This is a genomic window from Galactobacter caseinivorans, from assembly GCF_003640665.1.
Lineage (GTDB): Bacteria > Actinomycetota > Actinomycetes > Actinomycetales > Micrococcaceae > Galactobacter > Galactobacter caseinivorans.
On the sequence record NZ_QQXL01000008.1, the window covers coordinates 132802 to 154027 of the forward strand.

Annotated in this window: 19 protein-coding genes and 1 rRNA gene; 11 read left to right on the forward strand and 9 right to left on the reverse strand. The window is 67.0% G+C overall.

The annotated features are described in order from the left end of the window. Window positions 1–45 precede the first annotated feature (45 nt). The 9 genes from DWQ67_RS12620 (at window position 46) to DWQ67_RS12660 (ending at window position 7535) form a co-directional block, all read left to right on the forward strand. Window positions 46–504 (forward strand): hypothetical protein, encoded by a 459-nt coding sequence (locus DWQ67_RS12620; protein ID WP_121485953.1) that lies wholly within the window; start codon window positions 46–48, stop codon window positions 502–504. Further along, on the forward strand, window positions 501–1055 hold the full coding sequence (locus DWQ67_RS12625) for a TerD family protein (protein ID WP_121485954.1): 555 nt from the start codon (window positions 501–503) through the stop codon (window positions 1053–1055). Before DWQ67_RS12620 ends, DWQ67_RS12625 begins: the two co-directional genes overlap by 4 nt. Beyond that, entirely contained in the window at window positions 1052–2491 is a 1440-nt protein-coding gene (locus tag DWQ67_RS12630; protein WP_121485955.1) for a hypothetical protein, read from the forward strand. The genes DWQ67_RS12625 and DWQ67_RS12630 overlap by 4 nt, the downstream gene beginning before the upstream one ends. A gap of 72 nt (window positions 2492–2563) precedes the next feature. Next, window positions 2564–3154 carry a TerD family protein gene (locus DWQ67_RS12635; protein ID WP_121485956.1) on the forward strand — a complete coding sequence of 197 codons (591 nt, stop codon included), beginning with the start codon at window positions 2564–2566 and terminating at the stop codon, window positions 3152–3154. A 64-nt stretch (window positions 3155–3218) separates the two neighbouring features. After that, window positions 3219–4313 carry a DUF475 domain-containing protein gene (locus DWQ67_RS12640; protein ID WP_121485957.1) on the forward strand — a complete coding sequence of 365 codons (1095 nt, stop codon included), beginning with the start codon at window positions 3219–3221 and terminating at the stop codon, window positions 4311–4313. 25 nt (window positions 4314–4338) lie between these two features. After that, window positions 4339–4941 carry a TerD family protein gene (locus DWQ67_RS12645; protein ID WP_121485958.1) on the forward strand — a complete coding sequence of 201 codons (603 nt, stop codon included), beginning with the start codon at window positions 4339–4341 and terminating at the stop codon, window positions 4939–4941. Between the two features lie 34 nt (window positions 4942–4975). Continuing rightward, window positions 4976–5767, forward strand: a complete 792-nt coding sequence (locus DWQ67_RS12650; RefSeq protein WP_121485959.1) for an HAD family hydrolase — start codon at window positions 4976–4978, stop codon at window positions 5765–5767. Beyond that, complete coding sequence (locus tag DWQ67_RS12655) at window positions 5764–6699, forward strand: phosphoribosyltransferase family protein (protein ID WP_121485960.1); 936 nt, start codon at window positions 5764–5766, stop codon at window positions 6697–6699. The genes DWQ67_RS12650 and DWQ67_RS12655 overlap by 4 nt, the downstream gene beginning before the upstream one ends. Next, window positions 6696–7535: a phosphoribosyltransferase family protein gene (locus tag DWQ67_RS12660; RefSeq protein WP_158595452.1), complete on the forward strand. Its 840-nt coding sequence runs from the start codon at window positions 6696–6698 to the stop codon at window positions 7533–7535. Before DWQ67_RS12655 ends, DWQ67_RS12660 begins: the two co-directional genes overlap by 4 nt. A 43-nt stretch (window positions 7536–7578) precedes the next feature. Here DWQ67_RS12660 and DWQ67_RS12665 read toward each other — a convergent pair whose 3' ends face one another. From DWQ67_RS12665 to lysS, 6 genes are all read right to left on the reverse strand, one after another. Then, window positions 7579–9417, reverse strand: a complete 1839-nt coding sequence (locus tag DWQ67_RS12665) for an AMP-dependent synthetase/ligase (RefSeq protein WP_121485962.1) — start codon at window positions 9415–9417, stop codon at window positions 7579–7581. Then, complete coding sequence (locus tag DWQ67_RS12670; RefSeq protein WP_121485963.1) at window positions 9414–10349, reverse strand: DUF1295 domain-containing protein; 936 nt, start codon at window positions 10347–10349, stop codon at window positions 9414–9416. Before DWQ67_RS12670 ends, DWQ67_RS12665 begins: the two co-directional genes overlap by 4 nt. A gap of 244 nt (window positions 10350–10593) precedes the next feature. Further along, window positions 10594–13158, reverse strand: a complete 2565-nt coding sequence (locus DWQ67_RS12675) for an ATP-dependent Clp protease ATP-binding subunit (protein ID WP_121485964.1) — start codon at window positions 13156–13158, stop codon at window positions 10594–10596. A 119-nt stretch (window positions 13159–13277) separates the two neighbouring features. Then, window positions 13278–13580, reverse strand: coding sequence for a histone-like nucleoid-structuring protein Lsr2 (locus DWQ67_RS12680; RefSeq protein WP_121485965.1), 303 nt, complete (start codon window positions 13578–13580; stop codon window positions 13278–13280). A gap of 247 nt (window positions 13581–13827) precedes the next feature. Next, on the reverse strand, window positions 13828–14070 hold the full coding sequence (locus DWQ67_RS12685) for a hypothetical protein (protein ID WP_147433699.1): 243 nt from the start codon (window positions 14068–14070) through the stop codon (window positions 13828–13830). 26 nt (window positions 14071–14096) lie between these two features. Further along, a complete protein-coding gene (lysS, locus tag DWQ67_RS12690) occupies window positions 14097–15614 on the reverse strand; it encodes a lysine--tRNA ligase (RefSeq protein ID WP_407645822.1) in 1518 nt (505 codons plus the stop codon). Between the two features lie 56 nt (window positions 15615–15670). Here lysS and DWQ67_RS12695 point away from each other — a divergent pair, with 56 nt between their 5' ends. Both DWQ67_RS12695 and DWQ67_RS12700 read left to right on the forward strand, forming a co-directional pair. Then, window positions 15671–16561, forward strand: a complete 891-nt coding sequence (locus tag DWQ67_RS12695; RefSeq protein ID WP_121485967.1) for an alpha/beta fold hydrolase — start codon at window positions 15671–15673, stop codon at window positions 16559–16561. Continuing rightward, window positions 16558–17484 carry an alpha/beta fold hydrolase gene (locus DWQ67_RS12700; RefSeq protein ID WP_121485968.1) on the forward strand — a complete coding sequence of 309 codons (927 nt, stop codon included), beginning with the start codon at window positions 16558–16560 and terminating at the stop codon, window positions 17482–17484. The genes DWQ67_RS12695 and DWQ67_RS12700 overlap by 4 nt, the downstream gene beginning before the upstream one ends. Here DWQ67_RS12700 and DWQ67_RS12705 read toward each other — a convergent pair. The 3 genes from DWQ67_RS12705 to rrf all read right to left on the reverse strand — a co-directional run bounded on the left by DWQ67_RS12705 (window position 17481) and on the right by rrf (window position 21108). After that, window positions 17481–18047: a S24/S26 family peptidase gene (locus DWQ67_RS12705; RefSeq protein ID WP_121485969.1), complete on the reverse strand. Its 567-nt coding sequence runs from the start codon at window positions 18045–18047 to the stop codon at window positions 17481–17483. The two genes, DWQ67_RS12700 and DWQ67_RS12705, sit on opposite strands and share 4 nt — an antisense overlap. A 790-nt stretch (window positions 18048–18837) precedes the next feature. Continuing rightward, entirely contained in the window at window positions 18838–20784 is a 1947-nt protein-coding gene (locus DWQ67_RS12710) for a M13 family metallopeptidase (RefSeq protein WP_121485970.1), read from the reverse strand. 207 nt (window positions 20785–20991) lie between these two features. Next, window positions 20992–21108, reverse strand: a 5S ribosomal RNA gene (gene rrf, locus DWQ67_RS12715). Window positions 21109–21226 lie beyond the last annotated feature (118 nt).

The following is a 21226-nucleotide window of genomic DNA, read 5'->3' on the forward strand; positions in this document are numbered from 1 at the left end:
CCACCTTTCATCCGTCTTCCATCCGCGCAGAGTGAGTAGGGATCAGTGGTTTTCTCCTTCTTCCGCTCCAGCAGGCCAGCGGCCGGAGCGTCCAGTTCGCCGCAGGCGCGCTCGGATTCCCTGGCGGATCGCGCCTGGACGGTGCACCGGCGGGTGGATGAGGCCTACGAGGAGCTGGGGCCCTTCGCCACGGTGATGGCCAGGCGCATCCTGGACGGGGTTGCAGCGGTGCTGAAGCAGGCCGGCTCCGAGGAACGGCTGGACATCCGCGCCACGGTCACCCTGGAGCGAATCCTGGATGACTACCTGCCCACCACGCTGCGCACCTACGCTCGGGCGCGCCACGACCCGGCGTCCATGCCGCAGGTGGAGCGCCAGCTGGTGCACCTCGCCAGTGCGGTCGAGGAGACCCTCGTGGCCGTGCGGGATAACAACGTCCAGGACCTGCAGGTGCAGGGCGATTTCCTGGATACCAAGTACAACGGAAGTGACCTGAGGCTATGAGCCCCCTGCCCCGCGGCGCCAACGTGTCGCTCTCCCGCGAGAATCCGCAGTTGCAGACGGCGGATGTGACGATCGAATGGGGCCAGGTGGACCCGGCCTTTGACTCCGTCCTGGCCATGGCCGCGATCCTGGTCGGCGCGAATGGCAAGGCCGCCTCCCAGGAGGACCTGGTCTTCTTCAACCAGCTCCAGGCCCCGGACGACGCCGCGCAGTGGGCTGAAATGCAGGGCGGCGAGAAGGTGCGGGTGCAGCTCAGCCGCGTCCCGGACTCGGTGGAGCGACTGGCGATGGTGCTCTACATCGACGCGCTGCCCGCCTCGGTGCCGCGCACCCTCCAGAACCTGCAGACGTGCGTCGTGAAGGTCTCGGACGCCTCCACCGGCTCCACTATGGTCACCTCGGAAAATATGGCGCTCGGCTTCCACAGCGAAACCGCGTCCATCGTCGCAGAGCTATATAAGCGCAAGGGCGAGTGGAAGTTCCGCCTGGTGGGCCAGGGCTACGCCGCCGGCCTGCGCGGCGTCCTAGAGGAATACGGGGTGCCGCGTTGAGCGGCGCGGACGCGTTCCTGCAGCGCTTCCCGCGGGCCATGCCCTCCCTGCCCGACGCCGCAGGGCCGGCTTCCAGCGCCAGCGGCACCCCCGCGCGTGGCGCGACTTCCGCGACGGGCGCTGCGTCCGGCTCGGCGGCCCGCACCAGCGGTGGTACTGGTGGCGGCCTGTCAGACCTCCTGGGAAAGCCACGGGCCGGGCGCAGCGCGCCATCCTCGGCGGAACCGGTGCGTCCCGGCGGGCATGGTGCGGCCACCTCCGCGGAACCCGTGCGCCCCGGCGGACACGGCGCAGCGCCGTCCGCGGGATCGGTGCGTCCCGGCGGCCATGCCCCCGCCCAGCAGCGGGGTACCAGCCCCGATTTTGGGCGCAGTGACCGCGCGCGCGACCGCACAGAGTCGTCCACGCCCTCGGCGCCCGCCACGCCGTCCATGCCCGCAGCGGCATCTACACCTGCGCCCCCCAGCGGCGGCGGACTCCTGGACCTCTCCTCGGATCAGCCGGCCACCCGCTCCGGGCCCGCGGCCCCGTCCACCCCCTCGCCTTCGGCCGGTCCCGGCACACCCCCAGCTGCGACCTCCGCGGGCAATTCCGGCACGAGCAATCCCGGTGGGGGCGCATCCAGCGGCGGACTGCTGGACCTGTTCGGCGATGAAGAGCCGGCCACCGCCGGGGCAGCGCCAGCCAGCCCCACGCCGTCGGCCCCTTCCGCCCCGCCCGCCGGGGCGCCGGGAAACCTCCTTGACCTCAGCCCGGAGCCGCCGGCCGCCGCGCCGGCACCCCAGCACACGCAAACCCAGCAGACCCAGTCCCAGCCGGCCGCGCACGCGGCACCGGCCGGGGACGCCGGCGCAACAGATCAGGACGCTCCAAGGCGCTGGACCGATCACTTCCCGCACGTGCGCGACACCTGGAAGCAGGACGACCTGCGCCAGGGGCCGCGCGTGGTGCAGTTTGACCGCGTGCAGTCTGGCACCGGCCACCTGACCTTCAGCCAGCCGGAGGGCCTTGGCACGCCCGGCCTGGTTCAAGCGGTGGCGCAACTGGCCGATGGGCGGATCATCGGTGCCCCCCAGGGCGTGCGCAACCGGGACCCCTTGGTGGATTATTCGGCACGCTCGCTCAAGATCCACCTGCGCCTGCTCTCTCAGCTGCAGCGCTTCTTAGTGGTGTTCACGCCCCCGCAGGGCCTCACGGCCGACGCCGCTGCTGTGGTGCGCATGGAGGATGATTACTCACAAGGTAGCTATGAGGCCCATGTGAAGAAACTGGGAAGTGTCCGGCACGTTGCGGCCTTCTCAGGCTTTGTTGTGGACGGACATTTGGTGGTTCGCGCGGAAAACCGGCCATTTACTGGCGGGATTATGGAGCCCTTTGCCGCCTTCGGCTACGCCCTTGGCGCACCGCAAGCATTGGGACTTATGGAGCACCCCTGACACTGTGACGGCCTATTTTGGCCGACTATAGTGGGCAGGAAACGTTGGTCAATGAAATCCGGGAGGATTCGCATGGTTGTCAACCTCAGCAAGGGCGGAAACATTTCTTTGGCCAAGGCCGCGCCCGCGCTCACGCACGCGCGCATCGGCCTGGGCTGGGACGCCCGCTCCACCGACGGGCAGCCCTTTGACCTGGACGCCTCCGCCTTCTTGTGCGGCGCCGACGGCCGGGCCATCTCCGATCAGCACTTTGTCTTCTACAACCAGCTCTCGGACCCCAGCGGCTCCGTGGCTCACGTGGGAGACAACCGCACCGGTGAGGGAGATGGCGATGACGAGGCCATCGACGTGTTCCTAGACAAGGTGCCCGCAGAGGTAGAGACCGTTTCCATCGTGGTTTCCATTGATCAAGCAGTTCAGCGCCGCCAAAACTTCGGCATGGTCTCCAACGCCTACGTCCGCCTCTTTGATGCGGACAACCAGGCTGATGACACCACCATCATGTTCGAGCTCAACGAGGACGCCTCCACCGAGGCGGCCGTCCACTTCGCCGACCTCTACCGCCGCGGAGGCGAGTGGAAGTTCCGCGCAGTGGGTCAGGGCTGGGCCGACGCCACCGATCTGGCGAGCGTTGTGGCCAAGTTTGGTCTTCAGGCCGGCTAACACCCCGCCTTCCCTTTAATTCCATCCTGCCGCCCGCCACCCCAGCGGTCGACGAAAGGCCCCCGTGCAACTCCTTAAGTTCTTCCGCGTCGACCTAGCCATCACGTTCGCGTGTTTGGTCGTGGCGTACTTCTACGGCTCCTGGGAAGTCGTCATCATCACCTTGATGCTGATCCTGTTGGAGATCGTCTTCTCCTTCGATAACGCGGCGGTCAACGCCAAGTATCTGATGAAGATGAGCCCCTTCTGGCGCAAGATGTTCCTGACCGTCGGCATCCTGATCGCCGTGTTCGGCATGCGCCTGGTGTTCCCGTTCGTGATTGTGAGCGTGGCGGGGTCCATCAACCCCGTCGAGGCGTGGAACCTGGCCATGGCCAGGGGCGACGTCAACACCCCCGGCACCTACGGGTACATCCTCAATAGCGCGCACTCCACCATCGCCGCCTTTGGCGGCATGTTCCTGCTCATGCTCTTCCTTGACTTCGTCTTTGATACCAAGCGCGAGGTTGCCTGGCTGACCTGGATTGAGCGTCCGCTGCAGAAGATCGGTCGCATCTCCGCGATCGCCGTGGCGTTTGCCCTGCTTGCTCTGATCGCCGTCGGCGAACTCTTCGCAGATGACGCCCACCGTCACGACGTCTACCTTGCCGGCATCTTCGGCATCGTGGTCTTCCTTGCCGTCAACGGCCTGGCCACCTTCATGGAAGAGGCCCAGGAGCGCCGCGAGGAAGAGATGGAGGCCAAGTCCGCGGAGGCACTGGCCACCGGCCGCACCATGCTGCTGACCGGCCAGGCCGCGTTCTCCATGTTCATGTTCCTTGAGGTGCTGGATGCCAGCTTCTCCTTCGACGGTGTTCTGGGTGCCTTCGCTGTCACCACGGACCCCATCATCATCGCCATGGGCTTGGGCGTCGGCGCCCTGTTCGTGCGTTCCATGACCGTGTACCTGGTGGATCACAACGCCTTGAGCAACTTCCGCTACATGGAGCACGGCGCGCACTGGGCCATCGGCGTCCTGGCCGTCATGCTCCTGGTGACCGTCAAGTTCGAGATCCCAGAGATCGTCATCGGCATGGCAGGCATCGTGCTGATTACGGCTTCCATTATGTGGTCCATCCGGGCCAACAAGCGCGAGGCCGCTCACGCGGCCATCGCCTGACCCAGTACTGCGAAAGGAACACCGCATGGCTATCAATCTTGGTAAGGGCCAGTCGATTAACCTGACAAAGGCCGATGGTGCAGCGCTGCAGCGTGTGCGCATGGGCTTGGGCTGGGACGCAAAGATCGTTGAGAAGCGCGGCATGTTTGGCGGCGTGAAGCAGATCCAGAAGGACATTGACCTGGACGCCTCGGCGTTGCTCTGCGACGCCAATGGCCCGCAGGAGATCGTGTTCTTTGGCCAGCTGCGCTCCCGCGACGGTTCCGTGGTTCACACGGGAGATAACCGCTCGGGTGCAGGCGATGGCGACGACGAGTCCATCATGGTGGACCTTCCGGCCCTGCCGGCGTGGGTTCAGCACGTGTACTTCGTGGTCAACTCCTACACCGGTGAGACCTTCTCGGAAATCGACAACGCGTTTGTGCGCGTGGTGGATTCCCTCTCCGGGGACCAGGAGCTGGCCCGTTACGCCCTCTCCGCGAACGGCCCGTTCACGGCCATGCTGATGGCCCGCGTGTCCCGCGGACCGCAGGGCTGGGTCTTCACCGCACTCGGCGAGCCGGGCCAGGGCCGCGTGGCCAACGAGCTGGCTGCCATGGTTGCGCAGTCCGTCGCAAATCACCGCTGATCCGCGGGCGAACCTAGGGGGACGGTTCACCACCATGCAGTCCCAGGATCTGCTCCCAGAGGTCAAGGCGCTCAGCCTTGACCTCTGGGGTACCCTCATCCGGAGCCATCCGGACTTCAAGCCGGCCCGCACTCGCATGCTTGGCCAGGCCTTTGGCATCGACTCTGCGCGCGACGCGCAGGCAGATGCCGCCTTCCGTAGCGCTGATCGTCAAGCGGACGACGACGCGGAGCGGCTGGGTGCCGACGTCGGCTTTGTGCCGCGCGTCCTCGCCATGCACGCCTCCGCCGTGGCGGCCGGGCTCAGTTCTGCCCCCGCGCCGGACGCAGCGTCCTTAGCCGCACTCGAGGCCGTGCAGTCTGAGCACGTGACCCGTTTCCCGCCGCAGCCCTTCAGCGACGCCGTCCCCGGTCTTTTGCTTGCCCTCGGTGACCTGCTCCCGTTGGCCGTCACCAGCAACACCGGCATGCTCGGTGGCGCAACCATGCGCCGCGCCCTCGCGGCCAATGGGCTCCTGCCAGCTTTCCGCGTGCTGGTGTTCTCCAACGAGTGTGGGGCGGCCAAGCCCTCCCCCGCTATCTTCTCCGCGACGGTTGGCGCCCTCGCCGCCGTTGCCCCGCAGCAGCTGGGCAACCCCGCGGCTGATCACCCCCTGACGCCCGCCCAGATTCTGCACGTGGGGGATAACCCGCTGGCGGACATCGCCGGTGCCAAGACCTCCGGCCTGGCCGCGGCGCACGTCAACGTGGAGGGTGCCACGCACATAGACCAGCTCCTCAGCGCAGTCCTGACCCAGGCACGCGCCCGGCTCGGGGCACGCGCATGAGCCGGCGCATCGTCAGCCACACCCTCTCCAGCCTGGGCACCGGTGGGCTGACAGTCCCGGAGGGGCAGCCGGTATCGACCGCCCAGGAGGGGCTCGATGGGCTGGACCTGAGCGCCTACTCCCTCATGAAGCACGGTCACGTTCCCAGCATCAATCTGCTGGCCGATCACCTGGCCCAGGACCTCCTGGACGCCGAGCCACGCCTGCTTGACCCTCAACTGCGCATCACCCTGCCCGTGGCGTATCTGGCCGTGCTTCCGGCGTGTGGCCACCTGGCGCACAGGATGGCGCAGCGCCTCACCGAGGCACGGACCTCTGCGGCCAAGAACTCCGTGACCCGCACAGATGCCGCCGCCCAGGTGCGCGTGGTGCGCATCGCCAAGAGCGCGGTCGCGAGCATCGACTACGCCTCCGCCACGGCCCAGGAGCGCCGCGACCAGATGAGCGCGCTCTCCTTCACCCTGGACCCAGGACTGGACCTGGACGGTGATGTGGTGGTGTTGGTAGACGACGTCCGGATCACCGGGCTCGCCGAGCAGGCGGCGGTGCGTGCCTTGGCACAGGCCTCGCACCCGGCGGAGATCATCACCGCCTACGTCGCCGCTGCCACCCCAGCACTGGCCACGGACCCGTCCGTGGAACGCGCCCTGAACCACGCGGTCGTGACGGAACCCTCCCAGCTGCTGCCCGCCATGCATGCCGGGGAATTTGCCCTCACCATCCGCTACCTCAAGTGGGCGCTCAGCACCCAGCCGGTTGCGCCGCTGCTGGAGGCGCTCCCGCCAGAACTGGCCGCTCAGATGGCCCGCGGCGCCGCAGACTCCGGCCTCTGGGGCCGCCCCGAGTACGCCGAGGCCCACGCCTGGTTCGAGGCCTCGGCATACCAGGCCTCCACCGTCCCGGCCGCCACCTCCTTGGGGGCCAGCGCGTGAGTACCGAACGCCACGCCGTGGCCCAGCTGGCCTCCCATGGCAGGGGCTGGAAGCTCCAGGGCCCCTCCCGCGCCCACCCGGTGACGCTGCCGCGGTATGCCCGTTTTAAGTACGGCGACTCCACGCATGTGGACCGCTTTGCCCAGGCGCTGGTCGGCATCAGCCTTCCCGCGCTGCAGGGAACGCAGGGCCCGCTGTACGTGACCTCCTCCGGCTATGGCTTCACACCGCCGGCTGCCGCGGCGTTGCTTGAACCGGCCGTTGCCGCGCTGCGACGAGCCGGACTGGACGCACGCCCCTTCCACACTCACCGCGACTCGGTCACCCCGGCGGACTACGCGACGCTTGGGCCGGATGAGCGCAGCCTGGCGCTCTGCGCCGATCAGCTCCACCCCGCCCTCCCCCCCGACGCGCTTCGCGGCGCCACAGTGCTTGGACTCGACGACGTGGTGGTCACGGGCGTGCACGAGCGCGCCCTGGAGTTGGCCTTGCGTCGCGACGGCGCGGCCCGCGTGCTGCACGCCTACCTCGTGGACGCCTCAGAGGCCGCCTGCTCCCCGCAGGTGGAGTCCTGGCTCAACGGCCCAGCCGGCACCGACCCGGCGGCTCTGCTCGCGGCAGCGCATTCGGGTAGCTTCACGCCCAATTCGCGCTTCCTCAAGGCGGTGTTGCGCCTACCCGCGGCGCAGCGTGCCCGCGTGCTCGCTTCCCTGCCGCCCGGACTCGTGGCCTGGATGCTTGAGGGCGCGCAGCGGGACCGGATGGACCTGGTCCCGGACCTGGCGGACGGGATGGACGCGCTGTTGGCCAGCGCGCCCACCACGGCGACGGCGTAGCGCCGCCAGTGTTATCCCGGCGGCGTGAGCCGCCTCAGCGGCCTTAGCCGCGCCGCAGCTTGTTGTACTCGGCCTCTATCAGCGCGCCGATTTCTTGCAACAGTGGACCGCGGCGCACCTTGCCCGTGGGTGTGACGAAGCGCGGATCCTCGTCAATCCCCCCGCGTAGCAGCACCAGCGCTCGCGGGCGCTCGGGCCGGGAGAAGCCCTCGTTGACGCGCTCCATGAGCGTGGAGATCCGGGTGCGCAGCGCGCCCTCGTGTTCCCCGACGGCGTCGATGGCCCCACTGAAGCCCTCCTCCAGCTGCTCGCTGAAGACCACACCAAGCAGGAACGGCTTGTCCTCTCCCACCAGGATCGCGTGGGATACGGCGGGGTCAGCCTCCATGGCCTCCTCCCAGCGCGTGGGAGAAACGTTCTTGCCGTAGGCGGTGATGATCAGGTCCTTCTTGCGGCCGGTGATGATCAGATGCCCATCCTCCAGCCTGCCCAGGTCCCCGGTGTGCAGGAACCCGTCCGCGTCCACCGCTGGGAGGGGATGCTCCGCGTCCGCCCCGTACCCGGCGCACACGCCGGGCCCGGAGATGAGCACCTCACCATCCTCCGCAATGCGCACTGTGGTGCCCGGCTCCGGCGGTCCCACGGTCCCTGCCCGCAGGTCCCCGGGGCGCTGCCCTGTGGCCGGGGCGGTGGTCTCCGTGAGCCCGTACCCCTGGATCACCGGAAGTCCGGCACCCTGGAAGAACAGCCCCACCTCGGAGCGCAGGCCGGCGGCGCCGGAGAGGAGGTAGGTGATGCGGCCGCCAAAGATTTTGCGCACGCGGGAGTACAGCAGCCGGTCCCACAGCGCGAACTCGGCTCGCTGCGCCCGGGTGCCGCGATCCTGGGCATCCACTGGTCGACGCGCGTTGGCTTGGTCCCTGCGCGCAGCCACCATGGCCACGCGCTCGGCTCGCTGGATGGCGCCGCCAAGGTGGACCTTGTCCGCCACGGTGCGCAGGCGCTCCATGACCTTGTCCAGCACGCGCGGGACCACCACCAAGAACGTGGGCCGCACGCGCCCCATCACGTCGATCACCTTGGACGGGTCATCCAGGTGCGTGATCGTCATGCCCGCATGCAGGCAGACCAGCTGCAGGCCGCGCGCCAGCACGTGGGAGAGCGGCAGCAGGATGAGGGTGGATGCGCTCTCATGGAGCACGCCGGAGTAGGACGCCTGGATATTCTGCACCAACACGGAAAAGTTGGCGTGGGTGATCTGCACCGGCTTGGGCTCGCCGGAGGTGCCGGAGGTGAAGGCGATGGACGCGATGTCCTGCGGCGTGCGCTGCTTCCAGCGCGCACTCACCTGTTCCAGTTCCTCCCGGGTGGCCTCTGGTGCGTCAGTGAGCACGCTCAGGTCAACACCGCGCACCCCCGGGGTGGCGGAGAGGAGCTTCTGCGCGTCCACCCCGCGGCCGTCCACGAGTGCCAGCTCGGCGCCGGCGGCGCCGGCCATCTCCGCGGCCTGTTGCGGGGAGGAGCTGGGATAGACAGGCACCACTACGGCGCCGGCGTACCAACAAGCAAAGTCCGCCAGGGCCCACTCGTAGGTGGTGGGTCCAGCCAGCAGCACCCGGTCCCCCACCTTGATGCCCTCACGGATCAGGTACGCCGCCGCGCGTTCAGCCGCCCGGGCAAACGCGTCGGTGGTGACCGGGCGCAGCCCGTCCGCGTCGAGACCGGCCGCGTCCGCACCCGGCTGATCCACCAATACCCTGAACGCGGTCTTCTCAGGTGACACACGGCGTCGGGCCTCTAGAAGGTGCACCGTGGTGAGTAGCGCTGGGTCGTTGACCAACAGCGGGCTGCTGGCCTCCGGGAGCGGTGTTGCTTGGCTCATGCTGCGCTCTCCTTCTTTTCCCACAGGCCGCGGCGCCCCACCCACGGAAGCAGGATGGGCGTGCGGTCAACGTAGGCGCGGTACTCCGGGTCCTGGCCCCAGCGCTTTTCTGCGCGGCGCTCCAGCAGGGGCACGCCGCTGAGCTTGGTGAGCAGCAGCGTAACGAAAATCGGGGAAATCAGCACCACCCAGCGCCAGCCGTGCAGGCTGGGCACTGCGGCGATGGCCAGCCCAAGCCACAGGATGATCTCGCCCAGGTAGTTGGGGTGGCGGGAGATGGCCCACAGGCCTGTGGAGATGAACCCGCCGTTGCGGCCAGCTCCGGAGCGGAAGGCGCGCTTTTGCTGATCAGCCACTGCCTCCACGCTCATGCCCACCAGCCACACCAGGGAGCCGATGATGAGCCAGACGTCCACGCCGCGCCCGCTCGGATCCGTGATGATGGCCCAGGCAGCGGCCGCGGTGGCCACCACCCACAGGCCCTGCAGCGTCCAGGTCTGCAGCAGGCGGAAGGGCTGCGTCTTGATCTCGTCAAAGCGCCCATCCCCGCCCGTGCTGAGCACCCGGGCAAAGAGGAATCCGGCCAGTCGGATGGACCAGACACCCACCATGATCGCGGCGGCCCAGGCTGCGGCGCCGCGCGCGCCGCTGGCGATCAGGAGGAAGGCGGTGACCCCCACATAGGTGAGGCCGCCGGTCAGGTCGTAGAAGCGCTCCGTGCCCGCCAGCCAGGACGGCACAAAGGCGATCCACTGGATCACGAAGGCCAGAATGGCGCCGATCAGGAACAGCGAGACACCGCCAAGCATGGCCGAGCCGGTGGAGGCCGCCAGGGCGATCAGGAGGCCAATCACCACGGCAATGAGGGCCACGATGAGTGGCTTGGCCGAGGCCCGATCAGGGGCGGGACTCTGCTGGGGCGCTGACGCCATGGGTGTTCCTCCGGGATCGCGAGACCCATGCCTGAAGGAAGCCGGCATCGCGAGTGACCGGCTGGTGCGGAGCAACTACGGCGGAAGCGCAAAATACTTCCATCAGTGAACAGTATATCGGATCAACCCCCTTCCGCCTACGCCGGAAGGGGACTCATGCGGACACGAAAGCGGGCCGCCGCGCTCTCACGCGACGACCCACCGTCGGCCATCTCTTCCGGCCTAGCGGCCGGGGTGGAACAGGCTAGCTCGTGGCTTCCTGATCCTTGTCCAGATTCAGCTTCTCCACCGGGGCACCGGCAAGGATCGCGGCCTGGCTTGGGTCGGTCTCCAGCTCCGGGCTGCCGCCGGTAGCGGTGAAGGTGAACTTGCGATCATCGCCCTCACCCTCAACACCCACCAGCACGTCCTGACCGGCCAGAATCTCGCCGAAGAGGATCTTCTCAGAGAGTGGATCCTCGATCTCGCGCTGGATGGTCCGTCGCAGCGGCCGGGCACCCATGGACGGGTCGTAGCCCTTGTCCGCGAGCAGATCGCGAGCACCGTCGGTGACCTTGATGGTCATCTGACGATCCACCAGTCGCTTGGCCAGGCGGCCAATGAACAGGTCCACGATCTCCACGATTTCCTCGTGGGTCAGCTGCGGGAAGACCACCACGTCGTCAACGCGGTTCAGGAACTCGGGGCGGAAGTGCTGACGCAGTTCCTCTTGCACCTTGGCCTGAATGCGCTCGTACCCCGTGCGGGTGTCCGAGGCCGACTGGAAGCCGGTCATCACACCCTTGGAGATATCGCGGGTACCGAGGTTGGTGGTCATGATGATGATGGTGTTCTTGAAGTCCACCACGCGGCCCTGCGAATCGGTCAGGCGACCATCCTCAAGGATCTGCAGCAGCGAGTTGAAGAGATCGGCGTGAGCCTTCTCCACCTCATCAAAGAGCACCACGGAGAACGGGCGGCGACGCACCTTCTCCGTCAGCTGGCCACCCTCCTCATAACCCACGTATCCGGGAGGGGCACCGAAGAGTCGCGAGACCGTGTGCTTCTCCGAGTACTCGGACATGTCCAGGGTGATGAGGGCTTCCTCGTCACCAAAGAGGAACTCCGAGAGGGCCTTGGCCAGCTCGGTCTTACCAACGCCGGTGGGGCCGGCGAAGATGAACGAGCCACCCGGACGGTTGGGGTCCTTGAGGCCAGCGCGGGTGCGGCGGATGGAGCGGGCAATCGACTTGATCGCGTCGTTCTGTCCAATGACTCGCTTGTGCAGCTCGTCCTCCATATTCAGCAGACGTGCGGATTCCTCCTCCGTCAGCTGCACCACGGGGATGCCGGTGGAGGACGCGAGGACCTCTGCGATCATCTCCGCGTTCACCTCTGCGACGTCGTCAAGGTCGCCGTTCTTCCAGGCGCGCTCCTTGTCGGCACGCTCTGCGGTGAGCTTCTGCTCCTTGTCGCGAAGTTCGGCTGCACCCTCAAAGTCCTGGGCGTCAATGGCGGCTTCCTTCTCACGGCGTACCGTGGCGATCTGCTCGTCCATCTCCTTCAGCGCAGGCGGGGCGGTCATCCGCTGGATGCGCAGGCGCGCGCCGGCCTCGTCAATGAGGTCAACGGCCTTGTCAGGCAGGAAGCGATCCGAGATGTAGCGGTGCGCCAGCGTGGCGGCGGACTGCAGCGCATCATCCGTGATGGACACGCGGTGGTGCGCCTCGTAGCGATCACGCAGGCCGCGCAGGATCTCCACGGTGAGTTCCACCGAGGGCTCCGGGACCTGAATGGGCTGGAAGCGACGCTCAAGCGCGGCGTCCTTCTCGATGTGCTTGCGGTACTCATCCAGCGTCGTGGCACCAATGGTCTGGAGCTCACCGCGCGCCAGCATGGGCTTGAGAATGCTGGCGGCATCAATCGCGCCCTCGGCTGCACCCGCACCCACCAGGGTGTGGATCTCGTCGATGAACAAGATGATGTCACCGCGCGTGCGGATCTCCTTGAGGACCTTCTTCAGGCGCTCCTCAAAGTCACCGCGGTAGCGCGAGCCGGCCACGAGTGAACCAAGGTCAAGCGTGTAGAGCTGCTTGTCCTTCAGCGTCTCCGGAACGTCTCCGCGCACGATGGACTGGGCCAGGCCCTCCACCACGGCGGTCTTACCGACGCCGGGCTCACCGATGAGCACCGGGTTGTTCTTGGTGCGGCGGGAGAGGACCTGCATGACGCGTTCCATCTCATGCTCGCGACCGATTACCGGGTCAAGCTTGCCCTCGCGGGCGGCTGCGGTGAGGTTGCGGCCAAACTGATCCAGCACCACAGAGCCAGCGGGCGTGCCCTCTGCCTGTCCGCCGGATGAGACGCCTGCGCCTGCGGTCTCCTTGCCACCCTGGTAACCAGAGATGAGCTGGATGACCTGCTGGCGCACGGCCTGCGAGTCTGCTCCGAGCTTGGTCAGCACCTGTGCCGCCACGCCCTCGCCCTCGCGGATCAGACCGAGCAGGATGTGCTCGGTCCCAATGTAGTTATGCCCCAACTGCAGTGCCTCGCGCAGCGAGAGCTCCAGTACCTTCTTGGCGCGCGGGGTGAAGGGGATGTGACCGGTCGGGGCCTGCTGGCCCTGGCCGATGATCTCTTGCACCTGCTCACGGACGGCACCGAGGGAGACGTTCAGGGCCTCCAGCGCCTTGGCTGCAACCCCCTCCCCCTCGTGGATCAGGCCGAGCAAGATGTGCTCGGTCCCGATGTAGTTGTGGTTGAGCATGCGGGCCTCTTCCTGGGCGAGCACGACAACGCGACGGGCACGGTCGGTGAATCTCTCGAACATGCGCACACTCCTTATGACGAATTGATTCGATGCTACGCAGTTCCACACACACGTGGGGCCCTGTTCGCCACGGGGCGAACAGGGCCCCACGCGGGCCAAGCTCAAGAACTACCTGCGCATTACTTGCTGCCGTGCGCCTTGCGGTAGGCAGAGATGATGTCCTGATTCAGGCGGCCGCGATCGGACACCTCAAAACCCTTCTTCTGCGCCCAAGAACGGATTTCTGCCGCATCCTCAGCAGAGAAGGGCGTGGCCCGACGCCCGGCCTTGATGTAGGCGGTCAGCGAGGAGCGCAGCTCCTTCGCATGCTCCGAGGACAGATCCACCTCGTAGTGCAGCCCGTCGACTCCGAACTTCACAGTCTCGGCGGCAACGGAGCCATCCATGTCATCGATGAGCGAAACTTCAACCTTGCGTGCCATGTCGTTCTCCTTTCACAGGGCGGCCGCCTGCGGACAGGAAAAGTGGGGTGAGGCGGCCGGAAACGTACATGTGTCGTTTCCAAACACTATCCGCTTTCAAACTCAGTGTCATAAGAATCGAAGCCGACAACCGGACAAAAACCCTGTATTTATCGAGGAATGCCACGATTCTGGGGCCCTAAAAAACTCAGAAACCGCCAGAACTTCCTAGTTTTATGTTCTCCGCAAGGTGAATATAAGCGTTTCTTCAGGATTCCTGTGAGTTTTGCGGCGCGCTTTTCTGAGCGGTCTCATCCGCCTTAGTGGGCTCCCCTGAACCCAAAGTCCCACGCAATTCTTGCGCCCGCGCCGCGACTCGGTCGTCATACTCCTGCGCCACCTTGGCCTCCGCCTCGCGCTCGCTGCGATCCGCTCCAAGCACGGCCCTCATGACGAACCAGAAGATCAGCGCCACCACAATGGTGGGAAGCAGGACCTGAACATAAGGCATGACCGTATCCCAGAAACCCATAGCGATCAGGCCTCAGGCTTCAAAAGCGGGAACAGAATGGTCTCGCGGATACCCACATCCGTAAACAGCATCACCAGGCGGTCAATGCCCAGTCCAATGCCACCCATGGGTGGTGCGCCGTATTCCAGCGCGCGCAGGAAGTCCTCGTCCAACTGCATGGCCTCCGGGTCTCCATCCGCCGCCAGCAGGGATTGTTCCGTGAGCCGCTCGCGCTGCACCACCGGGTCAATCAGCTCAGAGAAGGCCGTGCCGCGCTCCATGCCGCCAATGATCAGGTCCCAGGCCTCAATGACGCCGGGCTTGGAGCGGTGCGGGCGGGCCAGCGGCTGCGCGGCCGGTGGGAAGTCATACACGAAGGTGGGGTTCAGCAGCGTGGGCTCCACGATCTCGCCGAAGAGCTCCATGACGATCTTCTCCGCACCCCACTTGGGATCCAGCTTCACCTCATGCTTCTGGGCCAGCTCCCGCAGCGTCTCCGCCGGGGTCTGCGGGGTGAGCTCCTGGCCCACCGCCTCTGACAGGCCGGGGTACACGGAGACCCAGGCCCAGTCGCCGGAAAGGTCAATGGTCCCCGCGGCCGTCTCGATCTGGCGACCGGCACCCACCGCATCAGCCGCGGCAAGGATGATCTCCTTCAGGCGCGCGGCCATGACGAACTGATCCGCGTACGCCTCGTAGCACTCCAGCGTGGTGAACTCCGGGGAATGCGTGGAATCCACGCCCTCGTTGCGGAAAATGCGCCCCATCTCGTAGACGCGGTCCACGCCGCCCACCACCGTGCGCTTCAGGTAGAGCTCCGTGGCGATGCGCAGCGTCATGTCCTGATCAAAGGCATTCAGGTGCGTGCCAAAGGGGCGTGCGGAGGCGCCGCCGTGCACCAGCTGCAGCACGGGGGTTTCCACCTCCACATAGTCGTACTTCTCCAGGGTGGTGCGCACCGCGCGCATGATCGCCGCGCGCTGATAAATCATCTGCCGGGCCTCGTCACGCACAATGAGGTCCGCGTAGCGCTGGCGCACACGAGTCTCCTCGTTGAGCTCTGCGTGCAGCACAGGCAACGGGCGCAGCGCCTTGGAGGCCATGGACCAGGAGGTGGCCATGATGGAGAGCTCGCCGCGGCGGGAAGAGATGACGCGACCGGTCACGAAGAGGTGATCGCCCAGGTCCACCAGGTGCTTCAACGCCTCAAGCGACTCCGCTCCCACCTCAGCGAGGGAGAGCATGACCTGCAGGCGCACGGCTTTTCCGTCCACGCCGCCCTCCTGAAGGGTGGCGAAGCACAGCTTGCCGGTGTTGCGCTGGAAGACCACGCGGCCCACCACGCCCACCACGTCCTGGGACTCCTCACCAGGGGCCAGGTGGGACCACAGATTGCGCACCTGCAAGAGGGAATGCGTGCGCGGCACGCCCACCGGGTAGGCCTCCTGGCCGTCCGCGATGATCTGGGCCCGCTTGGCCATGCGCACCGCGCGCTGGTCGTTGTTGTCCACTGCCTGGGTCTCGGGAATCGTCGCGTCGCTCACGAGAGTCAAGTCTACCGGGGTCGGCGGGGGCACGGTTGGCCGGGTAGGGTGCCGACATGGTCCAGCAGCTTTGGGGAGCGCGGCGCCTCGCGTCCCGCTACGTGATGCCCGACGGCGTTCGCCTCCCTGCCGATGTCTACGTCCCCCGCCGCCAGGCCGGGAGGGCGCCGCTGGTGATGGTGCATGGCACCTTAGTCTCGCGGCGCGATTACCGCAGTTTTGCGCCCTTTCTTGCCGCCGCCTGGGGCGGCGAGGTCATCGTGTATGACCGCCGCGGGCGCGATGAGCGCCTGCCCCAGCCGGCCGAGTTCTCGCTGGCAACGGAGGCTAACGACCTCGATGAGGTGACGTTGCGCGCGGGGGCCGCCGGCGTCGTCGGGCATTCCTTCGGTGGAACCGTGACGCTCGTCGCGGCAGGGCGCCGCCCCGGTGCCTGGAGCTGGGTCACCTACGACGCCGCGCTGAACCCTGACGGCGTGCTGGCTGGCATGTGGAAGCCGGAGTTTAGGGAGCAGATTGACGCCGGGCACCTGGATGCAGGGTGGGCGTTGCTGGTCAACGGCCTTGGCACCGCAGGGCTGGTCTCGCGGCTGCCGTTGCCTGCGCTGCAGTTGGCGGGCCGCGCGCTCTCTGACACGCTGCCGATTGGGCGGCGCATGTACCAGGCCCTGCCCGGGTCGCTCAAGGAGATGGAGTCCATCCTGGCGCAGCCCGGCCCCTTCCCGCTGCCCACCAGGGGGCTCATGCTCAACGGCGGATTCTCTCCCGCATACTTCAAGGCCGCCACGCGCTTTGTCACCTCCACCCAACCGGGCGTGCACCGACGCACCGCGCCGTGGCTCATGCACAACGGGCCCATGCTGCCGCTGCCGCACCTGGCCCGCACCATGGCGCACTGGCTCGTTGAACATCCGGCAGTGCCGACACCCGATATCCTTGGGCAGTGAGCGATTCCACCACGAGAACCATTCCCACCTCCGAGGGTGGGCAGCTGCATCTGGTGACCCATGGGCCAGCCGACGCCGCGGGAAAGAATCGCATCGTGATTGTGTGCGGGGCTTTCTTGCCCGCCGTGATCTACGCACCGTTTGCGCACGGCATCATGAAGGACCTGGGGGATGAGTGGGCGGTGGATGTGTATGACCGCCGCGGCAAGGGCAAGTCCAGCGACATCCCGGATAACTACTCCATGGACACGGAGATCGCGGACGTCGCCGCGGTCCTCAAGGCCACCGGTGCCCGCCACCTGCTTGGCCATTCCCTTGGCGGCTCAGTGACCCTGAACGCCGTGCAGGCCTTTGCGGGACTGGACATCAACGACCGCCACTTCCACGACCCGGCGCTGGTGCCGGAGCGCACCGCCGTGTATGACCCGGCCATCAACGTGGAGGGCAGCAACGACGCCACCTGGCTGCCGGAGTTTGAACGCCTGGTCAACGAGGGCAAGTTGGCGCGCGCGCTGGCCCTGGCCAACAGCAAGTTTGGCAACACCCCCACCCTGTCCAAGGCACCCAACTTCATGGTCGCTGGTGTGCTGGCGCTGAGCCTGCGCACCGGGCTTGGCGCGGTGGGCAAGGGCGTGTTCCCCGCCGCGGTGGCGGAGCTGAAGGCGGCGCTCGGCGAGGAGGCCGCGGCCAAGGACTTTGCGGATCTGCCCACCAAGACGCTGTTCATGACCGGCGAGAACAGTTCCACCTACTTCCAGACGACCACCCGCAGGCTGGCCAAGGCTGTGCCCGGCTCCACCCTGGAGATTGCGCCCAAGGGCATGCACGGCTCCGTTCCCGCCGTGCGCCACGACGTGGTCAGCGGGCTGGCCGCGTGGTTCTCCGGGGAAGAAGCGCCCGACGACGTCCGGGTGGAGTCCTAGGCGACGTCCGGGTTGTGGCGGGGCCGGGTCTGCGGGGCCAAGCATGCCAGCGCCAGGACCAGCCCCAGCAGTATCCAGCCAAGCACCCCACCCAGCGGGCTGGAGAAGAACGCGACGGGAGCCCCGAGCAGCGGCACCGCCAGTTGGTATTTTGCCCCGTCCTGGATCAAGAGTGTCCTGGTGGGCGTGGCGCCTGAATCCGCCCGCAGCTGCACCTCATAGCTGCCCTGCCCGGCATCGCGGATGCTCTGCACTCGCGCGGTGAACCAACCGGGTTCCCTGACCTGCGCAACGCTGATGATGTCTCCCGTGCGCAGCTCCGAGGCCGATTGGGGCCGAGCCATGACCAGGGCGCCCTTCCCGATGGTGGGGGCCATCTCCCCACTCGTCACGGGCACGGGGCGCACGCCGGCCGCGAGCGCGATCAGCAGGCCAAGCACCGCGGCGCCGACCACAGCGGCGCTGACGATCAACGCCACCAAGCGAACGCGAGCGTAGACCCGCAGCCACCGAGGAGTCAGCGCCGGTGAGGCGCTCTGCGCCAGGCCAAAGCGGTCCGCCACCCGGGCCTGCGGTGCCTGCAGAAGCTGCTGCGGTGCCTGCAGAAGCTGCTGCGGTTGGCTCAGCTGCTGCAGAAGCGATGCGGGGGCGCTCTGGACCGGGGCGGCCGGGAGAGTCGTCGGCGCGGGCAGTGACGGGGGCGCGGGCAGCGACGGAGGCGCGGGTGGTAACGGAGGCGCGGGTGGTAACGGAGGCGCGGGCGCCGCGGACTCCCCCCACCCCGCGGGTGGTTGCCCGTAGGCCTGATCCTGCAGCTGCGCGGCAGCCGCCGGAGCCCGGACGGAACGCCGGGCCACCTGGGATGTTTTGGTGCTCGAGGCTCCCCGCACCACGGTCGCATGCCGAACCACCGGCACGTGCGGCGGCGGCGCTTGCCCCGGCGCTACCTGACCCGGCTGTCCTTGCGGCGCCGGCGAAACCCAGGCCGAGCCCCGGGGCGGGGCCACGCCGGGCGGCGTCGACCGCTCTGTTTCCGGTTCTTGGGCTGCGCTCCGCGCTGCGTGGCCGTCGTCGATGCGACGGTAGCCCTCGGCTGCGCGTCGCTCGCGGCGCGAGGCAAAGGTGCGAGCCTCCAGCCGCGGGCTGTGGTCGTGATTCATGACTTCAACGACCCCCCGATCGCTTTCTCCCCCCACGCCACGCCGCCGTGAGGGCCCCAGCGTCACCTTAGTACAGCCCGCCCGTGGCCCACTGAATCCGCACATCACGGCGCAGGCCCGGCACCCCGCGGTGAGCGGGATACCGGGCCTGCGGGGTGCCGCGCGTGTGGGCATCATGCGCCCTGCGCGGGCCTTACCAAATGCTGACGCGCGCCTCCGGAGCCAGCCACATGCCGTCGCCCTCCTTGGTGCCGTAGACGGCGTGGAAGGCGTCCAGGTTGCGGGGCACCTGGTTGGCGCGGAACTCGCCCGGAGAGTGCGGGTCCGTGGTGACGCGAGTGATCATGGTCTCTGGGCGGGTGAGCACGGCCCACGCGCCGGCCCAGGCCTCGAAGAAACGCTGGTCTCCGGAGACGCCGTCCACCATGTCCTCGGGGTCGCCTCCGCCCGCGGCGACGGCCGCCCTGTACGCCTTGTAGGCAATGCCAAGCCCGCCCAGGTCGCCGATGTTCTCACCGAGCGTGAGCTTGCCGTTCACGTGATGCTCCGGCGCCTCCGGGGGAACCAGGGTCTCGTACTGGGCCACGAGTGCCACAGTGCGCTCCTCGTAGGCCGCCCGGTCCTCATCACTCCACCAGTTATTCAGTGCCCCGTCCCCATCAAACTGGCTGCCCTGATCGTCAAAGCCGTGGCCGATCTCGTGACCAATGACTGCGCCGATGCCACCAAAGTTGGCGGCAGCATCGCGATCCGCATCAAAGAACGGCGGGCGCAGGATCGCGGCGGGGAACGCAATCTCGTTCAGGAGTGGGTGGTAGTAGGCATTCACGGTCTGCGGGAACATGAACCACAGATCCTTGTCCACGCCATCATCAATCTTCTTCAGCTCGCGCTTGAATTCAAACTCAGCCACCGCGGCCGCGTTCGCAAGAACGTCCTGCGCGGAAAGCTCCAGCGGCGAGTAATCAATCCACTTCACCGGGTAGCCAATCTTGGGGCGGAACTTGGCGAGCTTATCCAGAGCCTTCTCGCGGGTCTCCGGGCTCATCCATCCCAGCTCGGTGATGGAGACGCGGTACGCCTCCAGGAGCTGCGCCACCAACTCATCCATGAGCTCCTTGCTGCGCGGCGGGAAGTGGCGGTCCACAAAGAGCTGGCCCACGTCCTCTCCCACCCCGCCCTCAACAAACGCCACGCCGCGCTTCCAGCGCGGGCGCTGCTCCGTGGCACCGCCCAGCGTCTTGGAATAGAAGGACCAGTTCTCCGTCACGAAGTCACTGGAGAGGAACGGGGAGCGGGAGCGCACGTACTGCACGCTCAGCCACGCCACCCACGCCTGCAGCGGCTGGGCGTCCAGTTCTGCCTGCAGGCCCTGCAGGAAGTCCGGCTGCCACACATCCACCGTGTCCCAATAGCGACGCTCAATCCCGGCGCCCTCAAACCAGGTGGACAGCGCCGGCATCAGAGCCAGCAGCTCCTCTGCGCTCATCCGGTTGTAGCGCGCCACGGCGTCGCGGCACTTCACGGCGTCCCAATGATGGGAGGCAATGGCGGTCTCCACCTGCACGACGGCGTTGGCCGCAGTTTCGGGGGACTCCTCACCGATGAGGGTCAAGAGGCGGACCAGGTGGGCCTGGTAGTCCTCGCGGGTCTTGGCGAAGGACTCCTCGCGGTAGTAGGACTCATCCGGCAGCCCAATGCCGCCCTGGAGCAGGGTGAAGAGATTGACGTTGGGGTCACCGGCGTCACTTGATGCCCCTGCATCAACAAAGGAGGACACGCCTGCGCGGAACAGCTCGCCGCTGCTGCGCACCAGCTCTTCCTTGGACGCGATGCTCCGCAGGCCGGCCAGGACCTCCTGCAACGGCTGGGCGCCGGCCGCCTCGATCCGCTCCTGGTCCATGAAAGAGGACCAGAGAGCGGCGATGCGCGCCTGGAGCGGGTTTGCCTGGTCCGCCGGGAGGGCGGCCGCCTCTTCGATGAGCTGAAGGACGTCCGTCTCAGACTGGTCCCGCAGAATCTCGAATGCACCGTAACTTCCTCGGTCGCCCGGGATGCTCGCGGTGCTCAACCACTCGTGATTGACGGACCGGTACAGGTCATCCTGCGGGCGTGCGGCGGCGCTGACTGCCTCGCTCATGGGGGGACTCCTTCCGAGGCGCCGTCCGTCGGCGCACTCACATCTCCGACGAGGCTACCGTTTCAGGGGTGCCGCGGCCCATGCACAGGTGCGCGTGTGCCGCTGAAAGGATGCTGAGATCTAGCGGACGTGGGCATGAGAAAGGCCCCGCGCCTCTCCGAACCCTGTTAGGGATTTGGGGGCTGCGGGGCCTTCCTGTGTGGTTGTGTCCGGCGGCGTCCTACTCTCCCACAACCTCCCGGTTGCAGTACCATCGGCGCTGTAGGGCTTAGCTTCCGGGTTCGGGATGGGACCGGGCGTTTCCCCTACGCTATGACCGCCGTAACTCTTTCACTCCGCCACAACCCTTCACATTGCTGCTGTTCGGGGGTGTGGTGGTGGTCTGTGTGTTACTTGCGTGTGCGTGGTGACACAATATTTAGTTGTGGTGATGCTGTATGAA